At 58.9% G+C, this 12,721-nt stretch carries 9 protein-coding genes and 1 tRNA gene; 1 reads left to right on the top strand and 9 read right to left on the bottom strand.

Annotated elements, in window-relative coordinates:
• Positions 1 to 14: 14 nt before the first annotated feature.
• From ABFX35_RS04025 to ABFX35_RS03995, 7 genes are read right to left on the bottom strand one after another with little or no spacing between them, the layout of a single operon-like run.
• Entirely contained in the window at positions 15 to 1,679 is a 1,665-nt protein-coding gene (locus ABFX35_RS04025; protein ID WP_346079327.1) for an ABC transporter ATP-binding protein, read from the bottom strand.
• The gene (locus ABFX35_RS04020) at positions 1,676 to 2,527 is read right to left on the bottom strand and encodes an ABC transporter permease (RefSeq protein WP_279024486.1); all 852 of its coding nucleotides are present in this window, start codon (positions 2,525 to 2,527) and stop codon (positions 1,676 to 1,678) included. The genes ABFX35_RS04025 and ABFX35_RS04020 overlap by 4 nt, the downstream gene beginning before the upstream one ends.
• Entirely contained in the window at positions 2,527 to 3,480 is a 954-nt protein-coding gene (locus ABFX35_RS04015; RefSeq protein ID WP_346079324.1) for an ABC transporter permease, read from the bottom strand. The genes ABFX35_RS04020 and ABFX35_RS04015 overlap by 1 nt, the downstream gene beginning before the upstream one ends.
• Before the next feature lie 21 nt (positions 3,481 to 3,501).
• Positions 3,502 to 5,106, bottom strand: a complete 1,605-nt coding sequence (locus tag ABFX35_RS04010; protein ID WP_346079322.1) for an ABC transporter substrate-binding protein — start codon at positions 5,104 to 5,106, stop codon at positions 3,502 to 3,504.
• 33 nt (positions 5,107 to 5,139) lie between these two features.
• Positions 5,140 to 6,417, bottom strand: a complete 1,278-nt coding sequence (locus ABFX35_RS04005; protein WP_346079320.1) for an NAD(P)/FAD-dependent oxidoreductase — start codon at positions 6,415 to 6,417, stop codon at positions 5,140 to 5,142.
• 16 nt (positions 6,418 to 6,433) lie between these two features.
• Positions 6,434 to 7,102 (bottom strand): haloacid dehalogenase type II, encoded by a 669-nt coding sequence (locus ABFX35_RS04000; RefSeq protein WP_121553873.1) that lies wholly within the window; start codon positions 7,100 to 7,102, stop codon positions 6,434 to 6,436.
• A 39-nt stretch (positions 7,103 to 7,141) separates the two neighbouring features.
• A complete protein-coding gene (locus ABFX35_RS03995) occupies positions 7,142 to 8,611 on the bottom strand; it encodes an aldehyde dehydrogenase family protein (RefSeq protein ID WP_279024494.1) in 1,470 nt (489 codons plus the stop codon).
• Between the two features lie 966 nt (positions 8,612 to 9,577).
• Between ABFX35_RS03995 and ABFX35_RS03990 the strand changes: the two genes are divergently transcribed.
• Positions 9,578 to 11,965, top strand: a complete 2,388-nt coding sequence (locus ABFX35_RS03990; RefSeq protein ID WP_346079318.1) for a glucose/quinate/shikimate family membrane-bound PQQ-dependent dehydrogenase — start codon at positions 9,578 to 9,580, stop codon at positions 11,963 to 11,965.
• Positions 11,966 to 12,117: 152 nt separating this feature from the next.
• Here ABFX35_RS03990 and ABFX35_RS03985 read toward each other — a convergent pair.
• Both ABFX35_RS03985 and osmE read right to left on the bottom strand, forming a co-directional pair.
• A tRNA-Ser gene (locus tag ABFX35_RS03985) sits at positions 12,118 to 12,205 on the bottom strand.
• Positions 12,206 to 12,361: 156 nt separating this feature from the next.
• Positions 12,362 to 12,691 (bottom strand): osmotically-inducible lipoprotein OsmE, encoded by a 330-nt coding sequence (gene osmE / locus ABFX35_RS03980; protein WP_279024498.1) that lies wholly within the window; start codon positions 12,689 to 12,691, stop codon positions 12,362 to 12,364.
• Positions 12,692 to 12,721 lie beyond the last annotated feature (30 nt).

Here is a 12,721-nt window from a genome sequence, read left to right as displayed (position 1 = left end):
AATGTCATCACGCGTTACAGCGCGATCTCGTTATCATCGTATTCATCCAGCCAGCCCTGGCGCAGCTCCGGCACCGCACGCTTGAGGCGCTCATAGTAAAGCTCGCTGGAAGGTTTGTCGTAGTCGCAGCGCGCCACCTGGGTGACCATGCGGCCGTTTTTCACCACGATAATTTCATCACACACCGAACGCACCGCGTGCATATCGTGGCTGATAAACAGTACCGACAGCCCCAGCTCGCGGCGCAGATCGGTAATCAAATCCAGCACTTCCGCCGCTACTACCGTATCCAGCGCCGAAGTCACCTCATCGCAGAGGATCAGATCCGGCTCGGCGGCTAATGCCCGCGCCAGGTTGACCCGCTGCTTCTGCCCGCCGGAAAGCGCGCCGTGGCGCCGCCACAAAACGCTGCGCGGCAGCCGCACCAAGTCCAACAGTTGGAACAATCGCGCTTCCAGCGCCGCGCCACGCAAGCCGTGGAACAAACGCAGCGGCCGGCTGAGGATTTTTTCAATGCTGTGCGCCGGGTTAAGCGCGGTATCCGCCATCTGGAAGACATATTGGATGCGGCGCAACTCGTCTTCCGGCCGCTGGCGCATATCGCCGTCGATATAGCTGCCGTTAAACAGCATAAAGCCCCGGTAGGGTTTGTTCATGCCGGCGATCGCTTGCGCCAGCGTCGTTTTCCCGGAGCCGGACTCGCCGATAATGCCGATCGCCTGGCCGCGGTAAAGCCTGAAGTTGATATCGTCGAGAATCTTTATCTTCGGCTGCTGGTGTTTATCCAACGGGCCGTAGCCCGCGCACAGTTCGCGCACTTCCAACAGCGGTTGAACAATGCCTTCCTGCGGTTGCCAACTGCTTGGCCGCACCTTTTGCTGTGCGGCATCCAGCAAGCGATGGGTGTATTCCGCCGCCGGCGCGCGCAGTAGCGCTTCAGTAGCGCCGTATTCGGCAATCCCTCCTTTCAACAGCACCAGGATACGGTCCGCCATCTGCGCCACCACCGCCAAATCGTGGCTGACGTAAATCGCCGTGGTGCCGCGCTGGCGCACTACGCGGCGAAACGCTTTCAGCACCTCAACCTGTGTCGTTACGTCGAGCGCGGTGGTCGGCTCGTCAAGGATCACCACCTCCGGATCGGTAATCAACGCCATCGCCGTCATCAGGCGTTGCAACTGGCCGCCGGAAACCTGATGCGGATAACGCTGGCCGATGGTTTCCGGGTTAGGCAACGCCAGCTCGCGAAACAGCTCAACCGCTTTTTTCTCGGCGATGGCCCGGCTCATCACCCGATGGATCACCACCGGCTCCACCACCTGATCGATGATTTTCATCGCCGGGTTAAAAGAGGCCGCCGCGCTCTGGGCAATATAGGCCACTTTGTTGCCGCGAAAGGCACACTGCTGCCTGGGCGATAGCTGGGTAACGTTAACGCCGGCGACGTGCACGCTGCCTTCAGCAATACGGCAGCCGTGGCGCGCATAGCCCATCAGCGCCAACGCGATGGTGGTTTTCCCGGAGCCGGATTCGCCGATCAGCGCCAACACTTCTCCCTTTTGGACGCTAAAACGAATATCAGAAACCAGCGCAATCTCCTGGCCATCGTCGGCCAATGCGCTCACCCGCAGGTTTTCAACCAAAACGGCTGGCCGCGCGGCATGTGGCGTAATATTCATGCAACCCCCTTCACCAACTTGAGCGGGCGCATGGCCTGCAAGCTGTCAATAAACAGGTTGGCGCCGATGGTCAGGCTGGCAATGGCAATCGCCGGCATCAACACCGCAGGCGAGCCGTCAAATAGCCCCGCTAAATTCTCCCGCACCAGCGTTCCCCAGTCGGCATAAGGCGGCTGCACGCCCAACCCCAGGAAGCTCAGGCCACTGAGCAACAACACGATATACACAAAACGCAGGCCAAAATCGGCAAGCATCGGGTGCAACATATTCGGCAACATGTCGTGGAGCGCGATATAAGCACGGCTTTCGCCACGCAGGCGCGATGCCTGCACATAATCCATGGAACGTAGCGAAGACGCCATCGCCCAGGCGATACGGTACGCGCCCGGCCAATAGGTGAAGACGGCGGTGATAATCAGCATCGGCAACGAAGAGCCAAACACCGCCACCACCATCAACGCCAGGATCTTGCCCGGCAGCACCAACAACGCATCATTTATCCGCCCAAGGCACTCCTCCACCCAACGGCCGGTGACCGCCGCCAGCAAGGCCAGCAGCGTGCCGATCAGGCTAGCGAGCACCGCGGCCCCCAACGCCAGGCCGATGGAATAGCGCGCGCCATACAAAATGCGGCTGAGAATATCGCGCCCCAGGTAGTCCGTGCCCAGCCAGAACTGGGCGCTGACGCCGCCGAACAGATCGCCCGCGCCGATGCCTTCTAGATCGTGCGGAGCCAAGACGCCGCCAAACACTGCCATCAAGATCCAGAACAGGGTGATCAGCAGGCCGATACGCCCGCTGAGGCTCAGCGACAGCAAAAAACGCCACGGTAGCGTGAGTGTCTTCATCAGCCCCTCCATTTCGGATTGAAGGCAATAGTCAGGATGTCGGCGGCCAGCAACAGCACCAGATAACAGGCGGCGAACAGCATCACGCACAATTGCACCACCGGCAGATCGCGGTTGCTGACGGCATCCACCAGTTGGCTGGCCAGCCCCGGATAACTAAAGATGCTTTCAATAATGATCACACCGCCAAACAGATAAGACAGGCTGAGCGAAATGGCGTTGGCAATCGGCCCCACGGCATTCGGCAGGGTATGGCTCAGCACGGCGCGCAGCGGCGATACCCCCTTTAAACGCGCCATTTCAAGGTAGGGGCTGTCCATCTGGTTGATGATTGCCGAACGGGTCATCCGCGCCATTTGCGCGACCAGCACGCAGCACAGCGTCAAGACCGGCAGCGCGTAAGCCTGCAGATAGCTGATCACATCCAATGAAGGGGTGCCGAGCGACATCGCCGACACCCACTTCAGCTTGACGGCGAAAATCAGCACGGCGATGGTCGCCACCAGAAATTCCGGCACCGCCACCACCGACATGGTGCCGACCATCAACGCGCGATCGAACAGCGAACCACGCTTCATCGCCGCTGAAATACCAATCAGCAATGCCAGCGGCACCGATACCAGCGTGGTGATGCCCGCTAACTGGAAAGTGGCGGGGATGCGTTGCGCCACCAGTTGGGCCACCGGCAGATGGCTGGCGAAAGAAGTGCCGAAATCGCCCTGCAGCATGCCCGCCAGCCAGTGCAGGTAACGTATCGGCAACGGCTTATCCAGCCCGAGCTGCTGGCGCAACGCCGCTACCGTTTCCGGCGTGGCGCTTTGGCCCAGCACCATCTGCGCGGCGTCGCCAGGCAGCAGGCTGGTAATGAAAAACACCACCGCCGACACGATCAACAGGGTCAGGATGCCGGTGCCAATGCGCCGGGCAATCAATAACAGCATGTATCTGTTCATCACCCTCTCCTCTTCCTGCCGTCAGGCCGCCAGCCAGGCGTACTCATGGAAGCGGTAGCCCATCATCATGCCCGATGGCCAGGCTTCCACCCCTTTCACCTTATTGCTGTGCCCATCCAGCGAGCTGATAAACGTTGGGATCAGCGTGCCGCAATGATCGTAAATCAGCTTTTGCATATCGCCGTACATCTGCTTGCGCTTCGCCTGATCGCTTTCCCCGCGGGCCGCCACCACCAGTTGATCAAACTGCGGGTTCTTCCAGCCGGATTCGTTGTACGGCGCATCCGAGAGGTAAAACTGCGAAAACAGCATATCCAGGGTTGGGCGCGGGTTGATCGAACCGTAGCCGATCGGATCTTTGGTCCAGTGGGTTGACCAGTAGCCGTCATACGGCACGCGGCGCACCTGGAAGTTGATCCCCGCCTGGCGCCCAAACTGCTGGATCAACTGGCCCCCTTCCACCGCGCCCTCAATATTCTGCGTGGTGATGATTTCCGCCTTCGCGCCGACCATGCCGGCCTTTTTCAGGTGGAACTTGGCCTTGTCAACATCCAGCGGGCGCTGCGGCAGATCCTGGTTGAACATCGGGTGCCACGGCGGCACTGGCGTATCGTTGGCTACGGTGGCGAACCCCTGCATCACGGTTTTCACCAGCATTTCACGCGGCTGCAGATACTTCATCGCCAGCACAAAATCCTCGTTGCTGCCGGGGGTGATATCGGTACGCAGGATCAGGTTGGTGTACATGCCGGAACGGCTTTCGAGAATGCCGAACTGGCCCGCCTGTTTCAGGCGCTTCACATCGTTGGCCGACAGGGTGGAGATCATATGCAAATCGCCAGACATCAGCGCATTCACGCGCGCTGCCTGATCGGTCACGCCCAGCAGTTCCACTTCATCCAGGTGCGGCAGGCCCGGCTTCCAGTAATTGGGGTTTTTCACCCCCGTGGTGCCGACGCCCGGGGTAAAGGATTTGCAGATAAACGGGCCGGTGCCGTTCGCCTTGGTGAAGTCTTTGGTGCCGTCTTGCAGGATCAGGAACGGGCTGGTCGCCAGCAACGCCGGCAGATCAAAGTTGGCCTGGGCGAGCACCAGCTTCACTTCGCCGGGGTTAACGGCGCTGACGGCGGCAAACTGCTTGGCCAGGGTAATGGCGGTGGAAGCCACCGCCGGATCCTGATGGCGGCTGAGGGAAAATACCACGTCTTGCGCGGTCAGTGCTTTACCGTCATGGAACGTTACCCCCGGGCGCAGCTTGATTTGCCAGGTGATGCCGTCGCTGCTGGCGATGGATGCCGCCAACGCGGGCTGCGGGATCAGGTTTTTATCCAGCTCGGTCAGACCGTTATAGAACATATACTGGCGCGCATAGTCACCGCTGTTGTTGCCCTTGGCCGGATCCAGCGTGTCGGTGGCCGAAGCATTCGCCATCGCCGCACGCAGCTTGCCGCCTTTAACCGGGGTTTCCGCCGCCAGACCGAACTCGGGGAACCCCAACAGACCGGTGCTCATGACTACGCCCGCGGAAAGCAGCTTCATCATGCCGCGCCGCGAGATTGCCACATCCGTGATCGCCTGGGTTAACGCTGGGTTGACGCGATTGAATGCTTTAGGAAATTTACTCATCTGCACACCCTCAATAACGAAACGTTGAATAACTCAGGAGAGCCGATCCTTAGCCTTGTAGTACAAGCCCGCCATGGGCAAAAACCAGGGTTTGCCAAAATAGCCGGGTACCGCCGGCCAGTCGTTATGCTGCCAGGGGTTCTCGTTGGCCTTTTCAGCCAGCAAATCCGCCATCACCCGGCCCATCCACACCGACATTTGCGTGCCGTGGCCACTGTAGCCAAGCGAGTAAAACACCCCTTCATGCTCACCGGCATGCGGCAGACGATCGGCGGTCATATCCACCAGGCCGCCCCAGCAATAATCAATGCCGACGTTGCCCAGTGAGGGGAACATGGTGGCCAGCCCGGCGCGCAACACTTCGCCGCTGCGTGCGTCGGATGCGGGATTGCTGATGGCAAAACGCGCGCGGCCGCCGAACACCAACCGCCGATCGGCGGTGGTGCGGAAGTAATTGCCCAGATTCAGCGAGGTGACATAGGTGCGACCGCCCGGCAACAGGTGTTCAAGCCGGCCGGCGGCCAACGGCTCGGTGACGATCACAAAACTGCCCACCGGGATGATACGGCGTTGGAACCAGGCAAATGGCCCAACGTTGGAACAGCCGGTCGCCATCAGCACTTTGTCCGCCAGGATATCGCCACGTGCGGTACTGATGCGGTGGCGGTAGCCGCTCAGCCGCGCCAGGCCGTTAACAGCCGTGTGCGGGTAGATCCGCGCGCCGGCGCGCGCTGCCGCATCGGCCAGGCCAACGCCGAATTTCCCCATATGCATCTGGCCGCCACGCTGCTGCAACAACCCGCCATGAAAAGCGGGCGAATCAATTTCCCCTCTGACCTCGTCGGCGCTTAACAAAGTGACGTCCGGATCGACATGGCGGCGCATCATGTCATAAGCCGCCTTTAATGCCGGCATATGCGAAGCCTTGCTAGCCAGCTTCAGCTTGCCGCAACGGCGAAAATCGCAGTCAATCTGCTCTTCCGCCACCAGCCGCTGCACATAATCCACCGCCCTGGCATAGGCCTGATAGTAACGGGTGGCTTGCTCAATACCCTGGCTTGCCGCCAGCGCTGCAAAGTTTTGCGCGACGCCGGTATTGCAATGGCCGCCGTTGCGCCCGGAGGCCTGGCTCATCACCTCCGCCGCCTCCAGCAGCACCACGTTCAGGCCGCTGCGCGCCAGGCTGAGCGCGGCGGAGATGCCGGTAAAACCGCCGCCGATCACCACCACATCGGCCGTGGCGGGCAGTTCGCCCTGGGCGCCGCCGCTAAAGGCCGGTGCGGTCGCCTGCCAGAAAGAGGCCAGTTTCATGCCCTGCCCCCCGCGCTTATAAACCCACAACGGCAGGAAGGCCGCCGATGTCGTTGATTTCGCTATAGCCGTAGTACGGGTTGGCCGGATCGTGGCCGCGGTTGACGAAAACCTTGTGTTTGATGCCCAAATCGTGGGCGGTCATCAGGTCGTAGCGCAGGCTGGAGGAGACGTGCAGGATCTCTTCCGGGCCACAGTTAAGCTTGTTGAGCATGTACTCAAAGCCTTTCATCTGCGGTTTATAGGCACCCACCTCTTCCGCCGTGATGGTCAGGTGAATCGGTGCGCCAAGGCGCGGCACATGGTTTTTAATCAGTTCATCGGTGGAGTTGGTCAGCAGCACCAGCGGGAACGCCTGGGCAACCTTCGCCAACCCGGCCGGCACATCGGCATGCGGCCCCCAGGTGGCGCAGGCGGCCATTATCGCTTCGCAATCACGTTGGGTGCATTCCACGCCCCATTTATTGCAGGTGCGGTACAAGGCGTTTCCAACCACGTCAGGATAGAGTTTGAACGCGCCCAGCACTTCATCCATACGGTAATGGGAAAAATCGGTGGTAAATGCGGCCATCTGGTCGCTACTGACGCGATCGGCGAAGATCGCCGCGGCGGCGCCGGCCATGTCAAACTTAATCAGGGTGCCATAGCAATCGAAGGTGATATATTTCGGTTTAAACACGGCCATGTTGCTACCTCTGCAAAATGAAGGATTAAGGGGGAATGCTCAGAAGTCGATCAATACGCTTTTCAAACGCTGGCAAGCCTGGAATGCCTGGCGCCCCAAGTCCTTGCCGATACCGGACCCCTGAAACCCGCCGGTTGGGATAATAAAGTCGCCGGAGCGGCCATAGCGGTTAATCCATACGGTGCCGGCGGCAATGGCGCGCATCGCCCGCAGCGCGCGCGCCAGGTTTTGGGTGTGCACCCCGGCGCAAAGGCCATAGGTAGGATGGGCCGCCAGCGCCAGCCCTTCGGCTTCGTCATCGAAAAGCTGCACCGTCAGCACCGGGCCAAAGATCTCTTCCTGCACTGCCGGGCTTTCTACGGCCACGTTGGCGATCAGCGTCGGCTGCCAGAAATAGCCTTCGCCGGTGCCGTCAAAACGCGATCCGCCGACCAATATTTCACCGCCTTGCCGGCAGGCGGCATCAACAATCTGTTGCACTTTGTTGGCCTGGCGAGCGTCGATCAACGGCGCGTAGCGGCTGGTTTCATCCCAGGTCACGCCGGGGCGGAACCCTTGGCAAAGGGCTATCAATTTATCGATCAAGGCCTCGGCAATGCCACGCTGCACAATCAGCCGCGTCCCGGCTACGCAGGCCTGGCCGCCATTGGCGGTAAAGCCGCGCAGGATGCGCCCGGCGACTTCGCTGATATCCCCCGCGTCATCGAACACCAGTTGCGGGCTTTTGCCGCCCAGCTCCAGGGTGACCGGCTTCATGCCATTAAACGCCGCATCGCTCATGATGCGGGCGCCGGTCTGCGTCGAGCCGGTAAAAGAGACTTTGCGTACCAGAGGGTGCGCCACCAGGGCGCTGCCGGTTACCGCTCCGCCGCCCTGCACAATATTCAGCACACCGGCGGGCAGCCCGGCCTGCACCGCCAGTTCGGCCATCCGCGCCGTGGAGTACGGCGTTAATTCAGACGGTTTGAGCACCACCGCATTGCCCGCCGCCAGCGCCGGGCCACACTTCCACGACGCCATCGACAGCGGAAAATTCCAGGGGGTTATCGCGCCGATCACGCCATACGGTTCCGGCACCAGCATGCCCAGGCTGGCATCGCGCGTGGGGAGCAGATCGCCGCTGTATTTATCCGCGCATTCAGCATAGAAACGGATCGCCTCGGCGGTGAACGGAATTTCATGGTTAACGACATCGTTGATTGGCCGGGTCGAGCCCAGCGCTTCCAACCGTGGAAGCTCGCTATCACTGACGATCAAATCAGCCCAGCGCCTTAACACCGCGCCGCGCTGGCGGGGTGGGCAACTGGCCCAGCCACTCTCTTTTACTGCGCGATCGGCATTGTTGACCGCCTCGTCCACCAGCGCCGCATCCGCTTGCGCCAACTCACCGGCAACCATGCCATCGGAAGGGCGTTTAACTACCAGGCGCTCGCCCTGCCCGGCCACCTGCCGGCCGTTGATATAATGGCCGGCGGGCAGCGCGATTTTATCGGGATCGAAACTTAACATAGATAAATCCTTATATTTATCATGACGAAGGAATAATCATTGCCAATGTTTTACCGCCCGTTGGCGGAATAAAAATCTATCTTTAATTACGCCGATTTATTTGAAGCAATGCAGAAAGCATGCCAGACGTTTGAGAAATAAAAATGCGAAAAACCGGCGGCAAAAAAATTTTATGCCGTAAACGAAGTGTAAAATTCACAGATAAACCGCACGCATAAATTAATGATTTAAATGAAAAATAAACGCACCAGCGTAGGGAAATGAAATGTTAAATCCGCACCAAACCAGAGCAGCGCCTTCCCGTGGCGGCATAATATTCCGGGTAAAAAATAATATAAAAGCCCGCACCGGCGAGTAAATACAGGCCGGTGATAGCTTTATCTCTAATAAATTTTCCGTTATTAACCGGCGCAGAGAAAAGAAGCCCCGACGGCGGGGAAATATATCAGTTGGTTATCTTCATAACGCCGCAGACCAATACGCCAACCGCCTGTAACGAACGGCCAGATGCCGGGCAGCTTCATGCCGGCGAACCGCACCGCAAGACGGAGCGACTGTTTGAACCCATGCAGTGACGATGTTCAGCGTTGCTGGCCAAGATCGTGGAAGAAATGCCCAAGAGCATTGGGCTCGTCATACTTCAAGTTGCAGGTGCGTTGGCTTTATTACTGGCCCATGCCTGGGCCTTCCGCAGCGTTAGCGCTGTTTAAAAACGCTTTCGTGTTTTTATCCTGCAACTCGAATTATCGAGAGTATAAACCGTTACAGTTAAGCTTAACTTTCGTTGAAAAAATCATATAAAATTTACATAAATGGAACATTTATGCAGGCAATGCTCGATGGAACGAGGAAAAACATAAAATACCCACTTTATCAGAATGTTATGTGAGTAGTGGATATAATTACAGGGAAAGCGCTCCGCTGGGGCGTTTTTTGCGTTAACGGCAATTAAAACGAGGTAAGACTATGGGGAATCATTCCTCATCATCGCGCGTCATACGGTTCCTGACCGTATTGTTCGCTATTTTGAGCGGCGCCTATTTATTGGTGGGCGGCATCTGGCTGTCAGCGATTGGCGGCTCAGTTTACTACATCATCAGCGGCGTGCTGCTACTGGCGACGGCACTGCTGATCTACCGTCGCTCTACCCGGGCGCTGGCGCTGTATGCGCTGCTACTGCTCGGCACCATGCTGTGGGCCGTGTGGGAGGTGGGTTTCGATTTCTGGGCGCTGGCGCCGCGTGCCGACGTACTGGTTATCTTCGGCATCTGGCTGCTGCTGCCGTTCGTTTATCGTGGCTTCAATGTTACCGGTAACTATTCTGCCATCGCGCTGGCGCTGAGCCTGGTCATCAGCGGCGCAATCCTGGCCTATGCCGTGTTCAACGATCCGCAGGAAATCAACGGCACGCTGCCGGCTTCACAGCAGCAGGCAAGCGCTGGCGACAGCACGGGCATCGCTGACGGCGACTGGCCGGCGTATGGCCGCACCCAGGCCGGCACCCGTTACTCACCGCTGAAACAGATCAACGAACAAAACGTGAAAGATCTGCAAGTGGCCTGGACATTCCGCACCGGCGATCTGAAAACCCCGAACGATCCGGGCGAAATCACTAACGAGGTGACGCCGATCAAGGTCAACGACATGCTGTACCTGTGCACCGCGCACCAGATTCTGTTCGCGTTGGATGCCAAAACCGGTCAGCAAAAATGGAAGTTCGATCCGGGCCTGAAGCCGAACCCCACCTTCCAGCATGTGACTTGCCGCGGCGTCTCTTATCATGAGACAGCGCAAGCGGCGCAAACGAACGGCAGTGCGCCCATGCTGTGCGCACGCCGCATCATACTGCCGGTGAACGACGGCCGCCTGTTTGCCCTGGACGCCTCCACCGGCCAACCGTGCCCGGACTTCGCCAACAACGGCGTGCTGGATCTACAGCACAAGCAGCCGGTTACGACGGCCGGCCAGTATGAACCGACCTCGCCGCCGATCGTCACCAACCAGGTGATTATCATCGCCGGCGCGGTGACCGATAACTACTCCACCCGCGAACCGTCCGGTGTGATCCGCGGTTTCGACGTTAACAGCGGCAAGCTGGTATGGGCTTTCGATCCGGGCGCCAAAGATCCGAATGCCATTCCAGACGACGAGCACAAGTTCAGCCTGAACTCGCCCAACTCCTGGGCGCCAGCGGCGTATGACGCCAAGCTGGACATCGTTTACCTGCCGATGGGCGTCTCCACCCCGGATATCTGGGGCGGCAATCGCACGCCGGAACAGGAGCGTTACGCCAGCAGCATCGTGGCGCTGAACGCCACCACCGGCAAACTGGTGTGGTCTTATCAAACGGTGCACCACGATCTGTGGGACATGGATTTGCCGGCACAGCCGACGCTGGCTGACATCACCGACAAAAACGGCCACACTGTGCCGGTGATTTACGCCCCGGCCAAAACTGGCAATATTTTCGTGCTGGATCGCCGCACTGGCGAACCGGTGGTTCCGGCGCCGGAACGCCCGGTGCCGCAAGGTGCAGCGCAGGGCGACCGTTTATCGCCAACCCAGCCGTTCTCCGATCTGACCTTCCGCCCGCAAGACAACCTGAGCGGCAAGGACATGTGGGGCGCCACCATGTTCGACCAACTGGTGTGCCGGGTAATTTTCCACCGTCTGCGCTATGAAGGGATCTTCACGCCGCCTTCCGAACAGGGCACGCTGGTGTTCCCAGGCAATCTGGGTATGTTCGAATGGGGTGGCATCGCGGTGGACACCGATCGCCAGATCGCCATCGCCAACCCGATGGCGCTGCCGTTCGTATCGAAACTGATCCCACGTGGGCCGGGCAACCCCATCGAACCGCCGGCGAATGATAAAGGCGGCTCTGGCACCGAGTCCGGCATCCAGCCACAGTACGGCGTGCCGTATGGCGTAGAACTGAACGCCTTCCTGTCGCCATTCGGTTTGCCCTGTAAACAGCCGGCCTGGGGCTACGTTTCCGCCGTGGATCTGAAAACCAACCAGATAGTGTGGAAGAAACGTATCGGTACGGTACGCGACAGCTCGCCGCTGCCGTTGCCATTCAAGATGGGTATGCCGATGCTGGGCGGCCCGGTGACTACCGCCGGCAATGTATTCTTCATCGCCGCCACGGCCGACAACTATCTGCGCGCCTTCAGCACCAATACCGGTGAAAAACTGTGGGAAGCGCGTCTGCCGGCCGGTGGCCAGGCGACGCCGATGACCTATGAGCAAGACGGCAAGCAGTACGTGGTGATCGCCGCCGGCGGCCACGGCTCCTTTGGCACCACGCTGGGCGATTACATCATCGCCTACGCACTGCCTGACCAGAAATAACTGCGGTTAATACCAACGATAAAGCCCCCGGCGTGCAAACGCCGGGGGCTTTCCGTTTAATAACCCCATGATTTTGCTGCCGCGCAGCAGGCTTGGCACGAAAAAACCATGAAAAAAAACCCATGCTGGCAACAGCATGGGCTTATCTTATTTGGCGGAAGGACAGAGATTCGAACTCTGGGACAGTCGCCCGTCGACGGTTTTCAAGACCGTTGCCTTAAACCACTCGGCCATCCTTCCAATGGGCGCAGATACTAGCGATACCGTTATGAAATGTCTACTGTTCTTAAGCAAAAAAACCCAAAAAAAACCTGTTTGCTCAAAGTTCACGCCGCATTGGGCGATAAAAAAGCAGAACCCCGGTGGCCCGGGGTTCTGCTTTAGCCGGTGGAAACGTTATTTCGGTTCGGCGTCGTATTCAGAGCAGCTCTGGTAGCCTTTATTCATTACGTGGCCGGTGTCGTTGTAGCTGACAAAATACGTCTGCGCTTTACCATCGCGCGGTGCAACCGCATAGGTGTCACACGTCCCATTGGCATGAATCAATGTTGCAGAGGTTGATGGTGGCCCGGCAATGGCGCGCACTTGCTGTTTGGTCATCCCGACTTTTACATCACTCACTACGGGCTCTTTCACGTAGCTGGCAGCCCGATCATAGGCCGTACAGCCAGCAAGAAGAGAAAATGCCGCAGCGGTACTCACAGCCAAAACCCATTGCTTTGTCATAGCTTGTCCCCTTATCGTACGTTGTTGTCT

It is taken from the genome of Gibbsiella dentisursi (genome assembly GCF_039539505.1).
Classification (GTDB): domain Bacteria; phylum Pseudomonadota; class Gammaproteobacteria; order Enterobacterales; family Enterobacteriaceae; genus Gibbsiella; species Gibbsiella quercinecans.
The sequence above is the reverse complement of the archived record's forward strand: the minus strand, read 5'-3'. Positions and strand labels throughout refer to the sequence as shown.

Excerpts from the sequence above, each read along its gene's own strand:
- ABFX35_RS04025 (WP_346079327.1), bottom strand. The coding sequence starts at position 1,679 with ATGAATATTACGCCACATGCCGCGCGGCCAGCCGTTTTGGTTGAAAAC.
- ABFX35_RS04020 (WP_279024486.1), bottom strand. The coding sequence starts at position 2,527 with ATGAAGACACTCACGCTACCGTGGCGTTTTTTGCTGTCGCTGAGCCTC.
- ABFX35_RS04015 (WP_346079324.1), bottom strand. The coding sequence starts at position 3,480 with ATGAACAGATACATGCTGTTATTGATTGCCCGGCGCATTGGCACCGGC.
- ABFX35_RS04010 (WP_346079322.1), bottom strand. The coding sequence starts at position 5,106 with ATGAGTAAATTTCCTAAAGCATTCAATCGCGTCAACCCAGCGTTAACC.
- ABFX35_RS04005 (WP_346079320.1), bottom strand. The coding sequence starts at position 6,417 with ATGAAACTGGCCTCTTTCTGGCAGGCGACCGCACCGGCCTTTAGCGGC.
- ABFX35_RS04000 (WP_121553873.1), bottom strand. The coding sequence starts at position 7,102 with ATGGCCGTGTTTAAACCGAAATATATCACCTTCGATTGCTATGGCACC.
- ABFX35_RS03995 (WP_279024494.1), bottom strand. The coding sequence starts at position 8,611 with ATGTTAAGTTTCGATCCCGATAAAATCGCGCTGCCCGCCGGCCATTAT.
- ABFX35_RS03990 (WP_346079318.1), top strand. The coding sequence starts at position 9,578 with ATGGGGAATCATTCCTCATCATCGCGCGTCATACGGTTCCTGACCGTA.
- osmE (WP_279024498.1), bottom strand. The coding sequence starts at position 12,691 with ATGACAAAGCAATGGGTTTTGGCTGTGAGTACCGCTGCGGCATTTTCT.